This window comes from Streptomyces sp. NPDC004721 (assembly GCF_053601495.1).
This window is the reverse complement of the sequence record NZ_JBSGBZ010000044.1, coordinates 46,398-66,081: the sequence shown is the minus strand read 5'-3', so window position 1 is coordinate 66,081 and position 19,684 is coordinate 46,398. Positions and strand designations below refer to the sequence as shown.

12 protein-coding genes, 1 tRNA gene and 1 rRNA gene are annotated in these 19,684 nt (G+C 70.4%); 12 read left to right on the top strand and 2 right to left on the bottom strand.

The features are described from left to right. From rrf to ACWEK3_RS31135, 3 genes are all read left to right on the top strand, one after another. Nucleotides 1-90: ribosomal RNA gene (rrf, locus tag ACWEK3_RS31145) — 5S ribosomal RNA — on the top strand; the annotation flags it as partial. A gap of 114 nt (nt 91-204) precedes the next feature. Then, nucleotides 205-885: a DegT/DnrJ/EryC1/StrS family aminotransferase gene (locus ACWEK3_RS31140; protein WP_450540001.1), complete on the top strand. Its 681-nt coding sequence runs from the start codon at nt 205-207 to the stop codon at nt 883-885. A 41-nt stretch (nt 886-926) separates the two neighbouring features. Then, a tRNA-Thr gene (locus ACWEK3_RS31135) sits at nt 927-1,002 on the top strand. 54 nt (nt 1,003-1,056) lie between these two features. Here the strand turns inward: ACWEK3_RS31135 and ACWEK3_RS31130 are convergent. Next, the gene (locus ACWEK3_RS31130; protein ID WP_453251117.1) at nt 1,057-3,810 is read right to left on the bottom strand and encodes a SpoIIE family protein phosphatase; all 2,754 of its coding nucleotides are present in this window, start codon (nt 3,808-3,810) and stop codon (nt 1,057-1,059) included. 375 nt (nt 3,811-4,185) lie between these two features. On the opposite strand from ACWEK3_RS31130, the gene ACWEK3_RS31125 reads away from it, so the two are divergent. The 9 genes from ACWEK3_RS31125 to ACWEK3_RS31085 all read left to right on the top strand — a co-directional run bounded on the left by ACWEK3_RS31125 (nt 4,186) and on the right by ACWEK3_RS31085 (nt 18,779). Next, nucleotides 4,186-9,693, top strand: coding sequence for a HAMP domain-containing protein (locus ACWEK3_RS31125; protein WP_450539995.1), 5,508 nt, complete (start codon nt 4,186-4,188; stop codon nt 9,691-9,693). A gap of 291 nt (nt 9,694-9,984) precedes the next feature. After that, nucleotides 9,985-10,665, top strand: a complete 681-nt coding sequence (locus tag ACWEK3_RS31120) for a response regulator (protein WP_450539993.1) — start codon at nt 9,985-9,987, stop codon at nt 10,663-10,665. Between the two features lie 176 nt (nt 10,666-10,841). After that, complete coding sequence (locus ACWEK3_RS31115) at nt 10,842-13,595, top strand: DNA translocase FtsK (RefSeq protein WP_453251116.1); 2,754 nt, start codon at nt 10,842-10,844, stop codon at nt 13,593-13,595. Between the two features lie 279 nt (nt 13,596-13,874). After that, on the top strand, nt 13,875-14,717 hold the full coding sequence (locus tag ACWEK3_RS31110) for a helix-turn-helix domain-containing protein (RefSeq protein WP_450539990.1): 843 nt from the start codon (nt 13,875-13,877) through the stop codon (nt 14,715-14,717). 116 nt (nt 14,718-14,833) lie between these two features. After that, the gene (gene rimO / locus ACWEK3_RS31105; RefSeq protein ID WP_450539988.1) at nt 14,834-16,306 is read left to right on the top strand and encodes a 30S ribosomal protein S12 methylthiotransferase RimO; all 1,473 of its coding nucleotides are present in this window, start codon (nt 14,834-14,836) and stop codon (nt 16,304-16,306) included. Then, nucleotides 16,303-17,139 (top strand): CDP-diacylglycerol--glycerol-3-phosphate 3-phosphatidyltransferase, encoded by an 837-nt coding sequence (gene pgsA, locus ACWEK3_RS31100; RefSeq protein WP_450539986.1) that lies wholly within the window; start codon nt 16,303-16,305, stop codon nt 17,137-17,139. Before rimO ends, pgsA begins: the two co-directional genes overlap by 4 nt. Beyond that, nucleotides 17,136-17,681, top strand: a complete 546-nt coding sequence (locus ACWEK3_RS31095) for a CinA family protein (RefSeq protein ID WP_450539985.1) — start codon at nt 17,136-17,138, stop codon at nt 17,679-17,681. Before pgsA ends, ACWEK3_RS31095 begins: the two co-directional genes overlap by 4 nt. Nucleotides 17,682-17,790: 109 nt before the next feature. Further along, nucleotides 17,791-18,168, top strand: a complete 378-nt coding sequence (locus ACWEK3_RS31090) for a helix-turn-helix domain-containing protein (protein WP_450539982.1) — start codon at nt 17,791-17,793, stop codon at nt 18,166-18,168. 212 nt (nt 18,169-18,380) lie between these two features. Further along, the gene (locus tag ACWEK3_RS31085; protein ID WP_450539980.1) at nt 18,381-18,779 is read left to right on the top strand and encodes a hypothetical protein; all 399 of its coding nucleotides are present in this window, start codon (nt 18,381-18,383) and stop codon (nt 18,777-18,779) included. A 33-nt stretch (nt 18,780-18,812) separates the two neighbouring features. Here the strand turns inward: ACWEK3_RS31085 and ACWEK3_RS31080 are convergent, their stop codons facing one another. After that, on the bottom strand, nt 18,813-19,658 hold the full coding sequence (locus tag ACWEK3_RS31080; RefSeq protein WP_453251115.1) for an Fpg/Nei family DNA glycosylase: 846 nt from the start codon (nt 19,656-19,658) through the stop codon (nt 18,813-18,815). Nucleotides 19,659-19,684: the final 26 nt, after the last annotated feature.

The window sequence follows — 19,684 nt, the reverse complement described above, 5'->3', positions numbered from 1 at the left end:
CCCGGTTACATTCCGAACCCGGAAGCTAAGCCTTACAGCGCCGATGGTACTGCAGGGGGGACCCTGTGGGAGAGTAGGACGCCGCCGAACAAATTGTGAAAGGGTTGGACCCCGAACTTCGGTTCCGGGTCCAACCCTTTTTTGTTTTCCGTTACTTGAAGTTCATGTTGCGCAACCAGCATCCGCCTCATGGGTATTGCTGCTCTGCTCAGGGCCGCCGGCGTCGGAGTCGGTGACGAGGTCGTCGTGCCGGCGTTCGGCAACGTGGAGGTCGCCGAGGCCGTGACACAGGTGGGCGCGCTGCCGGTGTTCGCCGACATAGACCCGATGACGTACTGCCTCGACGCCTCCACCGTCGAACAGGCCCTGACCTCGCGCACGGTGGCCGTGGTCGTCGTACACCGCTTCGGCCGGTCCGCCGACATGGGTCGGCTGCACGAGATGGGTCGGCTGCACGGGCTGCTGGTACTGGAGCAGGGCGAGTCCGAGGCGCCGTACGACGAGATGGCGCGGCGCAGGGAGCGTGCCGCCTATCTGGACACCAAGTTGCGGGGCGTGCGGACGCCCGACGGTGGTGACGGGCACACCTATCAGCAGTACGTGGTGCGGGTGCCGGGGAACGGCCGGCCGGACCGGGACGCCTACGCACGCGCCATACGCGCCAGGGGAGTTGACTGCCGGGTGCCCGTGAAGACCCCCGTTCACCGGCTGCCGGAGTTCCGTCGGTGCGTGTCCCTGCCGGAGACCGAGCGGGCCGCCGAGGAGACGCTCACGCTGCCCGTGGACGCCTCGTTGACGCGGCGGGAGATGCAGCGGATCGTCTCGGTGTGCAACGCGCTCGGCGGACCGATCATGGTTGGGAGCACCGCCCTGTTCGGGGTATGATCTATTCCGTTGCCGCGGGGGGAACCCCGAAAAGGCGACAGGCCCCTATAGCTCAGTCGGCAGAGCGTCTCCATGGTAAGGAGAAGGTCAACGGTTCGATTCCGTTTGGGGGCTCCAACGGAAAAGGCCCTCACCCATCGGGTGAGGGCCTTTTCCATGCCCTGGGGCGCCCTACTGCTGGAGACCCGGCACCCGCATCGCCAGGATCGCCATGTCGTCGGACGGAGCGTCCGAGGCGAAGCGCTCCACCGCGCGCATGATGCGGGCCGCCACCGCACCGGCCGTCAGGCCCGTACAGGTGGTGAGCACGTCGGCGAGACCGTCGTCGCCCAGCATCCGGGTGCCCTCACGGCGCTCGGTGACGCCGTCCGTGACGCACAGCAGCACGTCGCCCGGGTCCAGCGTGATCGTCTGCTCGTACAACTCCAGGTCCTCCATGACGCCGAGCAGCGGCTGGGGGTCGGCGGCCGGCTCCACCGTGCCGTCCTGACGCAGGCGCAGCGGCAGCGGATGGCCGGCACAGACCACCTTCAGCCGGGCGCTGCCGTCCTCCTGAGGCCACAACTCGCCGTACAGGAGCGTGAGGAAGCGGCTGCGGGCGCCCTCGTCGAGGATCGCGGAGTTCAGTCGCTCCAGCACCGCCGGGCCGCCGAAGCCCTCACGGGCCAGCAGCCTGAGCGCGTGCCGGGCCAGGCCGGTCACCGCGGCCGCCTCCGGGCCCGTACCGCAGACGTCGCCGATGGCGAAGCCGTAGGCGCCGTCACGGATGGGGAAGAGGTCGTAGAAGTCACCGCCGACCTCGTTGCCCTCACCGGCCGCTCGGTAGATGACCTCGACCTCCACGCCCTCGACGTCCGGGAGCCCCGGCGGCAGGAGGCTGCGCTGAAGCGACTGGCTGATGGCCGTGCGCTCCGAGTACAGGCGGGCGTTGTCCAGGGCGAGGGCGGCGCGGCGGCTCAGGTCCTCGGCCAGTTCCAGGATCTCCTGGCGGAAGTGTTCGTCGGCGGGCTTGCCGAGGGTGAGCATGCCGATGACGCGGTTGCGGGCGACCAGCGGCAGGACGACCGTCTCGCCGCCGACCGCGGAGGCCGTGGCGAGGGTCGGTCCGATGATCGTACCGATGTGGTGGTGCGAGTCGCCCAGGCTGAGGCTGCGCATGGAGCTGCGCAGGGCCGCCTGGTGGGCGGCCTCGCCGGGAGCGGTCCACACGCGTGCTCCGGGCGTGGGAACCGGGTCCGGCGGCGCGATCTTGGACAGCAGGGACTTGATGCCGTCGATCAGTTCCTCGTCCTCGTGCAGGACATAGGACAGGTAGGGGTCGGAGGCCTGGTCGGCGATCGTGTAGACGGCGCACCAGGTGGCCAGGGTCGGGACCGTCATCTGGGCCATCAGGGCGAGGGTCTGGTCGCGGTCCAGGGTGCCGGCCAGCAGATCGGAGGCCTCGACGAGGAAGCTGAGGGAGCCGCGGCGCAGCCGCTCCAGTTCGCCCAGGCGGGCCGACTCGACGGCCAGGGCGATGCGGTCGGCGGCGAACTGGAGGCGCAGCGCCTCCTCGTTGGAGTACCGGCCGGGTGCCTCCGCGGCGACGCCGAGGGAGCCGGTGAGGCGGCCCTCGACCTTCAACGGGACCGTGACGACCGAGCGCATGCCCGTGCTGTTGAGGAGGGGGACGGCGCCCGGGACGGCGGTGAGGTCGTCGTGGACGGCCGGCATCCGGGCGGAGCCGTAGCGGCCGGGGCCCGCCTCGACGGGGACGCGGGCGAAACGCTGGCGCGCGGAGGGCAGGCCGGTGGAGGCGCGGACCTCCAACTCCGTTTCGTCGTCGGTGGCCAGCAGGAGGAAGGCGGCGTCGCCGTCGAGCATGTCGCGGGCGCGTTCCACCGTGCGTTGCAGCAGGCCGTCGAGGTCGTCGGGGGCGGGAGAGCCGATGAAGACCTCGAAGGGGTCGGCGCTGGGGCCCTCGGTGGCGCTGCCCGCGTCGGCGGACGCCGGGAGGCGCAACGGGGTCTGGAGCACGGCCCGTTCGTGGTCCCGTACGAGCAGGCAGACCGTGGAGGGCTCGCCGGCGGTGTCGCGGACGCGGAGGTGCGAGGCGTAGACGGGGATGACGCGGCCGTGGGCGCCGCGGATGCCGTAGCTGCCCTCCCAGCGGGAGAGTTGGAGCGCCTCGGCGATGCCGGTGCTGGTGCCGGGGGTGTGCGGCCAGGCGGCGAGGTCGGTGAGCGGCCTGCCGGTGACCTGCTTGGAGGCGTAGCCGAACAGCTCCTCTGCGTCCTCGTTCCAGGCGCTGATGGAGCCGCTGCGTTCGATCTGGACGACGGCCACGCGGACCCGGCTGTCGGCGAGCGGGAGCAGGTCGGCGGGCAGGCAGGGGCCGGCGGTGCGGGTGCCGACCGGGCGATCGGGCAGGTCCAGTTGGAACCAGACCTTCTTGTGCGTCGGCGTGTACTCCACGCCCCAGCGGCCGGCCAGGGCCGCGCACAGTTGCAGGCCGCGGCCGCCCTCGCGGTCGGGGCTGCCCATGTTGATCGCCGAGCTCTGCACGGGGAGCTCGCGTTCGGGGTAGCGGTCGGACACCTCGATGCGTGCTCCGTCGTCGCTGCGCAGGCACAGCACGTCAGCCGCGGTTCCGGCGTGGACGACGGCGTTGGTGACCAGTTCGCTGGTGAGGACCACGGCGTCGTCGACGATGTCGCCGAAGCCCCACCCCTGGAGGGTGTCGCGGACGAAGGACCGGGCGGTCGCGACCGAACGCCCCAGGGGATCGAAACTGGCGGCCGCGCGCGCGGTGATCACAGAACTCCCTGTCCGGTTGTCGACGTGCAGACCCTGGTGGCCGATGGACTCGCGCCGCTGTTCCGGCAGCTGCGGGCCGTTCGGCTGTGGCTCCGGGGGCTGTCCCCCGGGGATCACTCCGGTGGTCATGTCTGCGGCCGCCCTCCGATGCCCGCTCGTTCCCGTGCCACCGTCCAGGCCGGACGGACCGGTGCGGCTGGACAGCCCCATGCAAGGTTACTTACCTTCACCGTCCACGCGGATGCCGGTTGCCAGTGTTTCCGCCCCAAGGGTGTGCGGAGGGTGTGCGAAGCTGCCGAACTGTTATGGCCTGGTTCGGCCGGGGTGAAACACTGGGCAGGCTTCTGGTGAAGGTCCGGGCAGGCTGAGTGTGTTCTCTGCACCCAGGGCAGCAGCTCTCCCTGTGGGCTGATTACATCGGACAGGAATACGCAGCAGTAACCGGTACGCGACCAGGCGTACCGCAGCACGGCGGTAACGGTCGACCCCTGCGGGAGGGACACAGTGGAGTCTGGCGCAGCGACGCGGGGCACGAAGCCGCGCGCGAAAGGCGGACAGTCCCCGAAGAACCGGCGCACGACGCGCAACGGGACCACCGAGGTGGACACGGCTTCCCTGAACCGACTGCTGGCCGCTCTGGTGTCCATGCGCGACGGCAATTTCCGCAGGCGGCTCACGGTGTCCGGGGACGGCGTGATGTCGGAGATCGCGGCTGTCTTCAACGAGGTGGCCGACCGCAATCTGCATCTGACGGGCGAGTTGTCGCGGGTGCGGCGCATGGTCGGACGTGAGGGAAAACTCACCGAGCGGCTGGAGACGGGTGCCTGCGAGGGCTCCTGGGCGACCGCGATCGACCACTCCAACGCGCTGGTCGACGATCTCGTACGACCGGTCTCCGAGGTCGGCCGGGTCCTCTCCGCGGTCGCCGAGGGCGACCTGTCACCGCGCATGGAGCTGCGCACGCAGGTGCCGGAGGGGGCCGGGCATCCGCTGCGCGGCGAGTTCCTGAAGGTCGGACGGACCGTCAACAACCTCGTCGACCAGCTGTCGACGTTCACCGACGAGGTCACGCGCGTGGCCAGCGAGGTGGGTACGGAGGGCAAGCTGGGCGGGCAGGCGAGGGTGCGTGGTCTGTCCGGATCGTGGAAGGACCTCACGGACTCCGTCAACACCATGGCGTCCCGGCTGACGGCGCAGGTGCGGGATATCGCGCTGGTCACCACGGCGGTGGCCAAGGGCGATCTGTCACGGAAGGTGACCGTCCACGTCGCCGGCGAGATGCTGGAGCTGAAGAACACCGTCAACACGATGGTGGACCAGCTCTCCGCGTTCTCCTCCGAGGTGACGCGGGTCGCCCGTGAGGTGGGCACGGACGGCATCCTCGGTGGTCAGGCGCATGTGCCCGGGGTCGACGGCACCTGGAAGGAACTCACCGACTCGGTGAACCTGATGGCCGGCAACCTGACGGCGCAGGTGCGCGGGATCGCCCAGGTCACCACCGCCGTGGCGAACGGCGACCTGTCGCAGAAGGTGACCGTTCCGGCGCGTGGCGAGGTCGCGCAGCTCGCCGACACGATCAACCAGATGACCGAGACGCTGCGCATCTTCGCGGACGAGGTCACACGGGTGGCCAACGAGGTCGGCGCCGAGGGCCGCCTGGGCGGGCAGGCGAACGTGCCGGGGGTGGCCGGCACCTGGAAGGACCTGACGGACTCCGTCAACACGGTGTTCCGGAACCTCACCACACAGGTGAGGGACATCGCCACCGTGACGACGGCCGTGGCCAGCGGTGACCTGTCGCAGAAGGTCACCGTCGACGTGGCCGGCGAGATGCTGGAGCTGAAGAACACCGTCAACGGCATGGTCGACCAGCTGTCGTCCTTCGGTGCCGAGGTCACGCGGGTGGCGCGGGAGATCGGGGTCGAGGGCGAGCTGGGCGGTCAGGCGCAGGTGGCGGGCGCGGCGGGAACCTGGAAGGACCTCACCGACTCCGTCAACACGGCGTTCCGCAACCTCACCGGACAGGTGAGGAACATCGCACAGGTGACGACGGCCGTGGCCAACGGTGATCTGTCGCAGAAGGTCACCGTGGACGTCTCCGGCGAGATGCTCCAGCTGAAGAACACCGTGAACACGATGGTGGACCAGCTGTCGTCGTTCGCCGACCAGGTGACCCGGATGGCCCGCGACGTGGGAACGGAGGGCCGCCTGGGCGGTCAGGCCCGCGTGGACGGTGTGTCCGGCACCTGGAAGGAGCTCACCGACTCCGTCAACTTCATGGCCGGCAACCTCACCTCCCAGGTGCGGCAGATCGCCCAGGTGACGACGGCCGTGGCGCGCGGCGACCTGTCGCAGAAGATCGACGTCGACGCGCGCGGGGAGATCCTGGAGCTGAAGAACACCATCAACACGATGGTGGACCAGCTCTCCGCCTTCGCCGACCAGGTCACCCGGGTCGCCCGCGAGGTGGGCACGGAGGGGCGTCTGGGCGGTCAGGCGCAGGTGCCCGGCGTCGCCGGTGTGTGGCGGGACCTCACGGACTCCGTGAACGGCATGGCCGGCAACCTCACCGCCCAGGTGCGCAACATCGCCCAGGTCGCCACCGCCGTGGCCCGCGGTGACCTCTCGCAGAAGATCACCGTGGACGCGCGCGGGGAGATCCTGGAGCTGAAGAACACCCTGAACACGATGGTGGACCAGCTCTCCTCGTTCGCCCAGGAGGTCACGCGGGTTGCCCGTGAGGTGGGCACGGAGGGCATCCTCGGCGGTCAGGCCGAGGTCCAGGGCGTCTCCGGCACCTGGAAGGACCTCACCCAGTCCGTGAACTTCATGGCGAACAACCTGACCAGCCAGGTGCGCAACATCGCCGAGGTCACGACCGCCGTCGCCAAGGGCGACCTGTCGAAGAAGATCACCGTCGACGCCAAGGGCGAGATCCTGGAGCTCGTCACCACCGTCAACACGATGGTCGACCAGCTGTCGTCCTTCGCCGAGCAGGTCACGCGGGTGGCGCGCGAGGTGGGCACGGAGGGCATCCTCGGCGGCCAGGCGCACGTGGCCGGTGCCGTGGGCATCTGGAAGGACCTCAGCGACAACGTCAACCTGATGGCCAACAACCTGACCATGCAGGTGCGCAACATCTCCCAGGTCGCGGCCGCGGTCGCCAACGGCGATCTGACGCGGACGGTGACCATCGAGGCGCGCGGTGAGGTCGCGCAGCTCGCGGACACGTTCAACACCATGGTGAAGACGCTGAGTTCGTTCGCCGACCAGGTCACCAAGGTGGCCCGCGAGGTGGGCACGGACGGCATCCTCGGCGGCCAGGCGTACGTCCCGGGGGTGGCCGGCACCTGGAAGGACCTCACCGAGTCCGTGAACCAGATGGCGTCCAACCTGACCGGTCAGGTGCGCAACATCGCCATGGTCACCACCGCCATCGCCAAGGGCGATCTGACCAAGAAGATCGACATCGACGCGCGCGGGGAGATCCTGGAGCTGAAGACGACCATCAACACGATGGTCGACCAGCTGTCCAGCTTCGCCGAGGAGGTCACGAGGGTCGCCCGCGAGGTGGGCACCGAGGGCCAGCTCGGCGGCCAGGCACGCGTGCGTGACGTCGACGGCACCTGGCGGGACCTGACCGAGTCCGTGAACGAGATGGCCGGGAACCTCACCCGGCAGGTGCGCGCCATCGCGCGCGTGGCCACCGCGGTCACCCGCGGCGACCTGAACCTGAAGATCGACGTGGACGCCTCCGGCGAGATCCAGGAGCTCCAGGACTACATCAACAAGATGATCGCCAACCTGCGCGACACCACGATCGCCAACAAGGAGCAGGACTGGCTCAAGGGCAACCTCGCCCGGATCTCCGCGCTCATGCAGGGCCGCCGCGACCTCCAGGACGTGGCCTCGCTGATCATGAGCGAGCTGACGCCGGTGGTCTCGGCACAGCACGGTGCCTTCTTCGTCGCCATGCCGCTCGTCGACGACACGGACCTCGGGAGCGAGGGCGACGACTCCTACGAGCTGCGGATGCTGGGTTCCTACGGCTACTCGCTGGGCTCGATGCCGACGTCGTTCCGGCCGGGCGAGGCGCTGATCGGGACCGCCGCGGAGGAGAAGCGGACCATCCTGGTCGAGAACGCGCCCAGCGGCTATCTGAAGATCTCCTCCGGGCTCGGCGAGGCGCCCCCCGCGCAGGTGATCGTGCTGCCGGTGCTGTTCGAGGGGACGGTGCTCGGCGTCATCGAGCTGGCCTCGTTCACGCCGTTCACCCACATCCAGAAGGACTTCCTGAACCAGATCGCGGAGATGATCGCCACCAGCGTCAACACCATCTCCGTCAACACCAAGACCGAGCTGCTGCTGAAGCAGTCCCAGGAGCTGACCGAGCAACTGCGGCTGAGGTCGGAGGAGCTGGAGCAGCGGCAGAAGGCGCTTCAGGCGTCCAACGCCGAACTGGAGGAGAAGGCCGAGCTGCTGGCCCAGCAGAACCGCGACATCGAGGCGAAGAACTCCGAGATCGAGGAGGCCCGGCAGGTCCTGGAGGAGCGCGCCGAACAGCTCGCCGTCTCCATGCGCTACCGCAGCGAGTTCCTGGCCAACATGTCGCACGAGCTGCGTACGCCGCTCAACTCCCTGCTGATTCTGGCCAAACTGCTCGCCGACAACGCCGAGGGCAACCTCTCCCCGAAGCAGGTCGAGTTCGCCGAGACGATCCACGGCGCCGGCTCCGACCTGCTCCAGCTCATCAACGACATCCTGGACCTGTCGAAGGTCGAGGCGGGCAAGATGGACGTCTCCCCGACGCGCATCGCGCTCGTCCAGCTCATCGACTACGTGGAGGCCACCTTCCGCCCGCTGACCGCGGAGAAGGGCCTCGACCTGTCCGTACGGGTGTCGCCGGAGCTGCCCGCGACCCTGCACACCGACGAGCAGCGGCTGCTCCAGGTACTGCGCAACCTGCTGTCCAACGCGGTGAAGTTCACCGACTCCGGATCGGTGGAGCTGGTCATCCGTCCCGCCCGGGACGACGTTCCGCAGCCGATCCGCGAGCAGTTGCTGGAAGCCGGCTCGCTGGCCGACCCGGACGCGGGCCTGATCGCCTTCTCCGTCACCGACACCGGAATCGGCATCGCGGCCAGCAAGATGCGGGTGATCTTCGAGGCGTTCAAGCAGGCCGACGGCACCACCAGCCGCAAGTACGGCGGTACCGGACTCGGGTTGTCCATCTCGCGGGAGATCGCGCAACTGCTCGGCGGTGAGATCCACGCCCAGAGCGAGCCGGGCCGCGGCTCGACGTTCACCCTGTACCTGCCGCTGTACCCGGGGGAGCTGCCCCCGCAGGGCTACCAGCAGCCCGGCTCCGTGCTGGACGCCGGCGAACTGGTCGCCGCCCCCGAGCCGGATCCGTCCGGGCAGGCCGCCGCGCACGTCGAGACGCCGGCGGAGGTGAAGTCGTACCAGGAGACGCAGCACGGCCCCGCCGCGCTCTTCCGGCGCCGCCGCAAGGCCCTGCCCACCGCCGACCACAGGCCGGCGCGGCACGGGCGGCCGTTCCAGGACCAGTGGGTGGTGGCGTCGTCGGGCCCGGCGGAGCCGGAGACCGTCCCGCAGGGGCACCGTGACATCCGGTTCGGCGGCGAGAAGGTGCTCATCGTCGACGACGACATCCGCAACGTCTTCGCCCTGACCAGCGTCCTGGAGCAGCACGGCCTGTCCGTGCTGTACGCCGAGAACGGCCGTGAGGGCATCGAGGTGCTGGAGCAGCACGACGATGTGGCGGTCGTCCTGATGGACATCATGATGCCCGAGATGGACGGTTATGCGACGACCACGGCGATCCGGCGGATGCCGCAGTTCGCCGGGCTGCCGATCATCGCGCTGACCGCGAAGGCGATGAAGGGCGACCGGGAGAAGGCGATCGAGTCGGGCGCCTCCGACTACGTGACCAAGCCCGTGGACCCCGATCACTTGCTGAGCGTGATGGGGCAATGGATGAGCGGGGAGTGACGGCGGACCGGTGACCGGAACGTTCGGAGGGCGTGGGACGTTGTCGACTCGGAGGCCCGGAAGCCGTGTAGAAGTGCGGAATCCGGGGAACCTTCTGGTCTCCCGCGGCGTTTCCGCCAGGTGCACAGTGACATCACGGTGACAGGGTGTGGCGACGGGCGGGGTGCGGCTACGATGACCGGCACAAGGACGGGCGGCGCAAGGGAGTCGTCCCCTGGGGCGGCACCCGCCGGTGCCTCCCCGGTTCCTGCGGACAGGGGCGGCCCCAAGCCGGGGCGAGGAGGGCGGGCCATGGTGCAGAAGGCCAAGATCCTCCTGGTCGATGACCGGCCGGAGAATCTGCTGGCGCTGGAGGCCATCCTCTCTGCGCTCGATCAGACGCTGGTGCGGGCATCGTCCGGGGAGGAAGCGCTCAAAGCGCTGCTCACGGACGACTTCGCGGTCATTCTGCTGGACGTCCAGATGCCGGGCATGGATGGCTTCGAGACGGCCGCGCACATCAAGCGGCGGGAGAGGACCCGGGACATCCCGATCATCTTCCTCACCGCGATCAACCACGGCCCCCACCACACCTTCCGCGGCTACGCGGCGGGTGCGGTGGACTACATCTCCAAGCCGTTCGACCCTTGGGTGCTGCGCGCGAAGGTCTCGGTCTTCGTGGACCTGTACATGAAGAACTGCCAGCTGAAGGAGCAGGCGGCCCTGCTGCGGCTCCAGTTGGAGGGTGGCGGCAAAGGCGCGGTGGGCGACGGCAAGGAGTCGGTCGGTCTGCTCGCCGAACTCTCCGCCCGCCTCGCGGCCGTCGAGGAGCAGGCGGAGGCCCTGTCCAAGCAGTTGGACGACGAGTCCGCCGACGCGGCGGCGGTGGCCACGGCAGCCCACCTGGAGCGCAAGCTGACGGGTCTGCGACGCGCGCTGGACGCGCTGGAGCCGGGCACGGGGAGCACATCCTCGGTGCCTTCGCAGGGCTGAGTCCGAATCCGGAGCGCGGGCCCGGCCCGCGCGGCGAGCGGCGGGATCGGGCCATGCTCCCCGTGACGTACAGCTCTTGAGGGCGTGTCAGCGCGGCTCCTCTCCGGACCCGACACGAACGGGTGAAGCAACGGGCGCACGTGTCCACTGTCGTCTCCACCGGTAACCTCACACCCATGGCCTCACGTCCCTCCGCAGCCAAGAAGCAGCCCGCGAAGAAGGCCGCCGCTTCCGGGGCGGCTCCGGCGAGGAAGGCCGCCGCGAAGAAGTCCCCCGCCAGGAAGGCCCCCGCCAAAAAGGCCGCGGGCAAACCCGCGGCCCGGCCGGCGCCCAGTCCGACGGGGGGCGTGTACCGGGTGGTGCGCGCCCTCTGGCTCGGGCTCGCGCACGCCGTCGGCGCCGTCTTCCGCGGAGTGGGGCAGGGCGCCAAGAACCTCCACCCCGCGCACCGCAAGGACGGCATCGCCCTGCTGCTGCTCGCCGTCGCTCTGATCGTCGCCGCCGGTACCTGGGCCGATCTGCGCGGGCCCGTCGGCGACCTGGTCGAGATCCTGGTGACCGGTGCCTTCGGCCGGCTGGACCTGCTGGTGCCGATCCTGATCGCGGTCATCGCCGTCCGCTTCATCCGGCATCCCGAGAAGCCCGACGCCAACGGACGGATCGTCATCGGACTGTCCGCCCTGGTGATCGGCGTGCTGGGGCAGGTCCACATGGCCTGCGGCTCGCCCGCCCGCAGCGACGGCATGCAGGCGATAAGGGACGCCGGCGGGCTCATCGGCTGGGGCGCGGCGACCCCGCTGACCTACGCGGTGGGCGAGGTCCTCGCCGTACCGCTGCTCGTGCTGCTCACGGTCTTCGGCCTGCTGGTCGTCACCGCGACCCCGGTCAACGCCATCCCGCAGCGGCTGCGGCTGCTCGGGGTGCGGCTCGGCATCGTGCACGACCCGGAGGCCGACGAGTACAGCGACGACGACGCGCGCTACGAGGAGCAGTGGCGCGAGGCGCTGCCCGCGCGCTCCCGCAAGCGGCCGAGCGCCCCCCAGGACTACGACCCCGACGCGGCGGAGCAGGAGGCCCTCTCCAAGCGGCGTACCCGTCCCCGCCGCTCGGCGGTGCCGCAGCCGGACATGGAACGGCGGATGGACGCCGTGGACGTCGCCGCCGCTGCCGCCGCCGCACTCGACGGCGCGGTGCTGCACGGCATGCCGCCCTCGCCGATCGTCGCGGACCTCACCCAGGGTGTCGGTGCGGGCGACCGCGGGGAGAGCACCACCCCGACGCCCGTGCCCGCCGCGCGCCCCGGCCAGGACGGCCGGAGCGGGGGGTCCGCACAGGACCCGCCGGCCCAGCGTCCCGCCGGACAGAAGCAGTCCGGGGTCCCCGACCTCACGAAGACCCCGCCGCCCCAGCCCCGCGACCTGCCGGCGCGCGCCGAGCAGCTCCAGCTCTCCGGCGACATCACCTACTCCCTGCCCTCCCTGGACCTGCTGGAGCGGGGCGGTCCGGGCAAGGCGCGCAGCGCGGCCAACGACGCCATCGTCGACTCGCTCACCAACGTCTTCACCGAGTTCAAGGTCGACGCCCGGGTCACCGGGTTCACCCGCGGCCCGACGGTCACGCGCTACGAGGTCGAACTCGGGCCCGCCGTGAAGGTCGAGCGGATCACCGCGCTGACCAAGAACATCGCGTATGCCGTCGCCAGCCCGGACGTGCGGATCATCAGCCCGATCCCCGGCAAGTCCGCGGTCGGCATCGAGATCCCCAACACCGACCGGGAGATGGTGAACCTCGGGGACGTGCTGCGCCTCGCGGACGCCGCCGGGGACGACCACCCGATGCTCGTCGCGCTCGGCAAGGACGTCGAGGGCGGCTACGTGATGGCCAACATCGCGAAGATGCCGCACATCCTCGTCGCCGGCGCCACCGGCTCCGGCAAGTCCTCCTGCATCAACTGCCTGATCACCTCGGTCATGATGCGGGCGACCCCGGAGGACGTGCGCATGGTCCTCGTCGACCCCAAGCGCGTCGAACTGACCGCGTACGAGGGCATTCCGCACCTGATCACGCCGATCATCACCAACCCCAAGCGGGCCGCCGAGGCCCTGCAGTGGGTCGTGCGCGAGATGGATCTGCGCTACGACGACCTGGCGGCGTACGGGTTCCGGCACATCGACGACTTCAACGAGGCCGTGCGCAACGGCAAGGTCAAGGCGCCGGAGGGCAGCGAACGGGAGCTGAAGCCGTACCCGTACCTGCTGGTGATCGTGGACGAGCTCGCCGACCTGATGATGGTCGCGCCGCGCGACGTGGAGGACGCGATCGTCCGCATCACCCAGCTCGCGCGCGCCGCCGGCATCCACCTGGTGCTTGCCACCCAGCGCCCCTCGGTCGACGTGGTCACCGGTCTGATCAAGGCGAACGTGCCCTCGCGGCTCGCGTTCGCCACCTCCTCGCTGGCCGACTCACGCGTCATCCTCGACCAGCCCGGCGCGGAGAAGCTGATCGGCAAGGGCGACGGGCTGTTCCTGCCGATGGGCGCGAGCAAGCCGACCCGTCTTCAGGGCGCGTTCGTGACCGAGGCGGAGGTCCAGGAGGTCGTCCAGCACTGCAAGGACCAGATGGCGCCGGTCTTCCGGGACGACGTCGTCGTCGGCACCAAGCAGAAGAAGGAGATCGACGAGGACATCGGCGACGACCTCGACCTGCTGTGCCAGGCGGCCGAGCTGGTCGTCTCCACGCAGTTCGGCTCGACGTCCATGCTTCAGCGCAAGCTGCGCGTCGGCTTCGCCAAGGCGGGACGGCTGATGGACCTCATGGAGTCCCGCGGCGTCGTCGGACCCAGCGAGGGATCCAAGGCACGTGACGTTCTTGTGAAGCCCGACGAGCTGGACGGCGTGCTGGCCGTGATTCGCGGGGAGTCTGAGGGGTAGCAGGAAGACGCCGTCCGGCGGATGTGCTCGCCGCGGGTGGACGCGTGGACCGTGATCCACCCGTTAGCGAGCGACGAGCAACCGTTTCGCCTGGGCGTACGTCAAGTTGAGCGAGAGGACCGGTGCGGGTCCCGCCCTGGGCGCCACATCTGTCCCACCATCGGACTGTCCGGCCATTCCGATGGCGTACAAAGTCCTACCGCCGGGTCGCTTCACCCTTTGGCACATCTCTAGACTGAACCTCCAGCACAGGCGGCTACACGCTCGAAAGGCGCCCCCGTGTCCATCGGCAACTCCCCTGAAGACGAGCGTCCCTTCGAAGACGTTTCCGAGGAAGCCCGCCCCTCCGTCGGCCGTGCCCTGAAGGACGCGCGGTTGGCCGCCGGGCTGACCGTCGACGACGTCAGCAGCGCCACCCGGGTCCGCGTCGCCATCGTGCACGCCATCGAGGCCGACGACTTCGCGCCCTGCGGCGGCGACGTCTATGCCCGCGGCCACATCCGGAACCTGGCGAAGGCCGTGCGGCTCGACCCGGCCCCGCTGATCGCGCGCTTCGACGCCGAGCACGGCGGCCGCCCCGCCCCGACCCCGGCCGCCCCCCTGTTCGAGGCGGAACGCATCCGCCCGGAGCGGCGCGGGCCCAACTGGACCGCGGCCATGGTCGCGGCGATCGTCGTCGTGATCGGCTTCGTCGGCTTCACGGCCGTCAAGGGCGGCAGCGACGACACCGGCGCCAAGGGGCAGATCGGCGAGGGCTCCACGCCCACGGCCGGCACGTCGGCCTCGCCCACGCCGAAGAACACCAAGCCCGCCGACCCGGCGCCGGCGCCGTCCGACAGCGCCATCGCTGCCGCGCCGCAGGACAAGGTCACCGTGCAGGTCAGCGCCGACAACGGGCGCAGCTGGATCTCGGCCAAGGACCACAACGGCCGGATGCTCTTCGACGGGCTCCTGCAGAAGGGCGAGTCCAAGACCTTCCAGGACAGCTCCAAGATCAACCTGATCCTCGGCGACGCCGGCTCGGTCCAGCTGTACGTCAACGGCAAGAAGATCGAGGACCAGTTCCAGCCGGGCGCCGTGGAACGCCTCACGTACACCAAGGGCGACCCGCAGGTCGGGTAGCGGCGGGCGGGCGGCCCGTACACAAAGGGCCGAACAGACAGGCGAGTACGGGGTTGGCCAAGATCGGCCAACCCCGTCGACTTGGGCGGTCGGAGAGACAAAGTAGTCTTGAGCCCATGCCTGAACGCCGTACCGTCGCACTCGTCACTCTCGGCTGCGCCCGTAACGAGGTGGACTCGGAGGAGCTCGCAGGCCGTTTGGAGGCGGACGGCTGGCAGCTCGTGGAGGACGCCGCGGAAGCGGACGTCGCCGTGGTCAACACCTGTGGCTTCGTGGAGGCCGCCAAGAAGGACTCCGTCGACGCCCTCCTCGAGGCCAACGACCTCAAGGACCACGGCAGAACGCAGGCGGTGGTTGCGGTCGGCTGCATGGCCGAGCGGTACGGCAAGGAGCTCGCCGAGGCCCTCCCGGAGGCCGACGGCGTGCTCGGCTTCGACGACTACGCGGACATCTCCGACCGCCTCCAGACGATCCTGAGCGGCGGCATCCACGCCGCGCACACCCCGCGCGACCGCCGCAGGCTCCTGCCGATCAGCCCGGCCGAGCGGCAGGACGCCGGCACGGAGGTGGCCATTCCGGGGCACGGCCCCACGGACCTCCCGGAAGGTGTCGCCCCGGCCTCCGGCCCGCGCGCTCCGCTGCGCCGCCGCCTGGACGGCGCCCCGGTCGCCTCGGTCAAGCTCGCCTCCGGCTGCGACCGGCGCTGCTCCTTCTGCGCCATCCCGTCCTTCCGCGGCTCATTCATCTCCCGCCGCCCGAGCGATGTGCTGAACGAGACGCGGTGGCTGGCCGAGCAGGGCGTCAAGGAGATCATGCTGGTCTCCGAGAACAACACCTCCTACGGCAAGGACCTCGGCGACATCCGCCTCCTGGAGTCCCTGCTGCCCGAGCTCGCCGAGGTCGAGGGCATCGAGCGGGTGCGGGTGAGCTACCTCCAGCCGGCCGAGATGCGTCCCGGGCTGATCGACGTCCTGACCTCCACCCCGAAGGTCGTCCCCTACTTCGACCTGTCGTTCCAGCACTCCGCGCCCGGCGTGCTGCGCGCCATGCGCCGCTTCGGCGACACCGACCGCTTCCTGGAACTGCTCGACACCATTCGCTCCAAGGCCCCCGAGGCCGGCGTGCGGTCCAACTTCATCGTCGGCTTCCCCGGCGAGAGCGATGCCGACCTGGCCGAGCTCGAGCGGTTCCTGAACGGTGCGCGGCTGGACGCCATCGGCGTCTTCGGCTACTCCGACGAGGAGGGCACGGAGGCGGCGACGTACGACGGCAAGCTCGACGAGGACGTCGTCGCCGAGCGGCTGGCGCGTGTCTCCCGGCTGGCCGAGGAACTCGTCTCCCAGCGGGCCGAGGAGCGCGTCGGTCAGACGGTGAACGTGCTGGTCGAGTCCGTGGACGCCGAGGAGGGCGTCCGCGGCCGGGCGGCGCACCAGGCACCGGAGACGGACGGCCAGGTACTGCTCGTCGGCGGCGAGGGGCTGGACGTCGGTCGTATGGTCGAGGCGAAGGTGGTCGGTACGGAAGGTGTCGACCTGGTGGCCGAGCCGCTGGCGGGCGCGTTCGCGTGGAGCGAGGAGGCGGACAGATGACGGGAGTCCCGGCATCCGCCGCGGGTGGCTCCTCGGGCGCACAGGGGAGGGCCACGGGGGCGGCCTCGCGCCGCGCCGGTGCCGACGGGGCTTCGGGCGCTTCCCGCGCCTCCCAGGTCTCCCGTCCTGCCGCTTCCGCCGCTCCTGCCGGTTCCGGTGCGACGGACGCGACGGGTGAGACCGCGACGGCGCAGGGCTCCGGCAAGGGCCCGCGGGGCGGGAAGATCGCGGCCGCCGCCGTGAACCAGGCGAGTGTGTGGAACGTCGCCAATCTGCTGACCATGCTCCGGCTGCTGCTCGTGCCCTGCTTCGTGGCCCTGATGCTGGCCGAGGGCGGGTACGACCCGGCGTGGCGGGCGCTGGCCTGGGCGGCCTTCGCCATCGCCATGATCACCGACCTGTTCGACGGCCATCTGGCGCGGACGTACGACCTCGTCACCGACTTCGGGAAGATCGCCGATCCCATAGCCGACAAGGCGATCATGGGGGCGGCGCTGATCTGCCTCTCCGGGCTGGGCGATCTGCCCTGGTGGGTGACCGGGGTGATCCTCGGCCGGGAACTGGGGATCACGCTCCTGCGCTTCCTGGTCATCCGGTACGGCGTCATCCCCGCGAGCCGCGGCGGCAAGCTGAAGACGCTCACGCAGGGCGTGGCCGTCGGGATGTACGTACTGGCGCTGACGGGCTGGCTGGCCACGTTGAGGTTCTGGGTGATGGCCGCGGCGGTCGTGCTGACCGTGGTCACGGGCCTCGACTATGTGAGACAGGCCATCGTGCTGCGCAGGCGGGGAATCGCCGAGCAGCGTGCCGCGTTGGAGGAGTCGCAAGCGTGAGTTCGCCGGCCGTCGATGTAGTGAGACTACTCACGGTAAGGGGCGAGACGGTCGCCGTGGCCGAGTCGCTGACCGGTGGTCTGGTCGCGGCGGAGATCACCGCGGTGCCGGGGGCATCGAAGGTGTTCCGGGGCTCGGTCACCGCCTACGCCACCGAGCTCAAGCACCGGCTGCTCGGCGTCGACGCCACCCTGCTGGCCGAGCGGGGAGCGGTGGATCCGCAGGTCGCGGCCCAGATGGCGGCCGGGGTGCGGAAAGCCCTGGAAGCCGACTGGGGCATCGCGACCACCGGCGTCGCCGGCCCCGACCCCCAGGACGGGCAGCCGGTCGGGACGGTCTTCGTGGCCGTGGCCGGTCCGCGCGGGGCGGAAACCGGCGCCGAACGTGGCGGGAAAACGTCCGCACTGCGGTTGAACGGCGGCCGGGCGGAAATTCGTATGGAGAGTGTACGGAGCGTGCTCGCACTGCTTTTGGAGCAGATCGCGGGCGAACAGACCGGAAATGAGCGGGCACAGGATACGGAACGGAACGGGGGGTTTTGATGTTTGCAGCCCTGAGTGAACACGACATCGCTCCCCGCACGGCCGCGGCGCAAGGCGGTACGGTGGGGCGTGAAGGATGCGGCTACGCGGTCCGAGGAGGGAGCCACCGATGATTCTGCTCCGTCGCCTGCTGGGTGACGTGCTGCGTCGGCAGCGCCAGCGCCAGGGCCGTACTCTGCGCGAAGTCTCCTCGTCCGCCCGAGTCTCGCTCGGCTATCTATCCGAGGTGGAGCGGGGGCAGAAGGAGGCTTCCTCCGAGCTGCTCGCCGCCATCTGCGACGCGCTGGACGTACGGATGTCCGAGCTCATGCGGGAAGTGAGCGACGAGCTCGCCCTCGCCGAGCTGGCCCAGTCTGCTGCGGCCACCGAGCCCGTGCCCACGCCGGTGCGCCCGATGCTGGGTTCCGTGTCGGTGTCCGGTGTGCCACCGGAACGGGTGACCATCAAGGCGCCCGCCGCCGAGGCGGTGGACGTGGTCGCCGCGTGACCTGTCGCACGCGCGCGTGAACCTACGCACACGTGAGTGAGGCCCCGGCCGGGGCTTCTCCGGGGAGACCCGGAGGGGCGCGGCCGGGGCCTTCACCTTGTCCGGGGGTTTACGGCGGGTTTCGCCGCGCCCGTTTGCCGGTGCCGGACGGTGCCGCCATCGTGGAGGCCAGTGCGGCGGTCCGGCGTCGGCTGGAGGTGACGGTGGGTGCGATGGCGGGGCCGATAGTGCGCTGGGGGGCCGCTCTGGGGCTCGGCGCGGTGTGGTGGTGGGCGGTGCTGCGGCTGCTGCTGTCGGGCGAGGCGGGGGTGCTGGAGGGGGCCGTCGCGGCCGGGGGATGGGGTCTGAGCCTGCTGCCCGTGCACTGCGTGCCCAAGGAGGGCCGCAGGGTGAGGCCGACGCAAGAGCCGGACGTGGGGCCGGACGTGGAGGTGGACAAGGGGCCTGAGGCGCCGGCGCCCGCGCACCGCGGTGGGGCGTTGTTCCCCGCCTCCGGAGGGTGGCCGTACGGCGTTTTCGGTGGGCCGCCGTCCGCCGACGGGGGATGGCCGTTCGGCGCCGCGACGGCATCGCCGCCTCACCGCTCGGACGAGGAATCCGGGACGTCGTAAAGACGGGACGGGTCAAGCAGTGGCGCGGTGATATCAGCCGGTGGTGCGGTGATAGCGGTCTCGCCACTTCTGCGCGGTGCCCGGCGGCGGCGCGGGGCCTGCCTGGCAGCTCGGACACCAGAACGTGGGACGCTCCTGGGAGCCGTCGCCCTGGTCGGCCACCCGGACGGAGGTGCCGCAGCGCAGACAGGGGCGCGGCGACCGGCCGTACACGAACAGGTCCTGGCCTCGCAGCCCGGTGGTCCGGCGGACGACGCGGTCGCGGTTGGCCTCCAGGAGCCTCTTGGCCAGGGCGGGCAGCTTCGCGGCGCGGTCGGCGGGCAGGGTGCCCACCGGCAGCCACGGGGTCACTCCGAGCAGGAAGCACAGCTCGCTCTTGTAGACGTTGCCGATGCCGGCGAGATTGCGCTGGTCGAGCAGGGCCTCCCCGAGCGGGCGGCCCGGGTCGGCCAGGAGGTTGGCCAGGGCAAGGTCGGGGTCCCAGTCGGGGCCGAGGAGGTCCGGGCCGAGGTGGGCGACGGTGCGGTCCTCCTCCGAGGTGCGCAGCAGCTCCAGGACCTGGAGGCGGTAGCCGACGGCCGCGCGGTCGGCGGTGCCGAGGACGGCGCGGATCTGGTGGCCGGGGCCGCCCTTCCAGCGCTCGCCGGTGCCGTACACCTTCCAGGCGCCCTCCATCAGCAGGTGCGAGTGCAGTGTCAGGCCGCCCTCGAAACGGGTGAGCAGGTGCTTGCCGCGGGAGACGGCGTCCAGGACGGTCCGGCCGGTGAGGTCGACCGTGGCGTACTTCGGCACCCGGAAGTCGCTGCGGGTCAGCACCTTGCCCGCGAGGGCGTCGTGCAACCGCCTCGCGGTCTGCCAGACCGTGTCGCCTTCGGGCATGCGTCAAGGGTGACACGTACGGGTGC

Bases quoted from the DNA above. Each gene is read 5' to 3' on its own strand.
- ACWEK3_RS31130 (WP_453251117.1), bottom strand. From the start codon at position 3,810: ATGACCACCGGAGTGATCCCCGGGGGACAGCCCCCGGAGCCACAGCCG.
- ACWEK3_RS31120 (WP_450539993.1), top strand. From the start codon at position 9,985: ATGGTGCAGAAGGCCAAGATCCTCCTGGTCGATGACCGGCCGGAGAAT.
- ACWEK3_RS31115 (WP_453251116.1), top strand. From the start codon at position 10,842: ATGGCCTCACGTCCCTCCGCAGCCAAGAAGCAGCCCGCGAAGAAGGCC.
- rimO (WP_450539988.1), top strand. From the start codon at position 14,834: ATGCCTGAACGCCGTACCGTCGCACTCGTCACTCTCGGCTGCGCCCGT.
- pgsA (WP_450539986.1), top strand. From the start codon at position 16,303: ATGACGGGAGTCCCGGCATCCGCCGCGGGTGGCTCCTCGGGCGCACAG.
- ACWEK3_RS31090 (WP_450539982.1), top strand. From the start codon at position 17,791: ATGATTCTGCTCCGTCGCCTGCTGGGTGACGTGCTGCGTCGGCAGCGC.
- ACWEK3_RS31085 (WP_450539980.1), top strand. From the start codon at position 18,381: ATGGCGGGGCCGATAGTGCGCTGGGGGGCCGCTCTGGGGCTCGGCGCG.
- ACWEK3_RS31080 (WP_453251115.1), bottom strand. From the start codon at position 19,658: ATGCCCGAAGGCGACACGGTCTGGCAGACCGCGAGGCGGTTGCACGAC.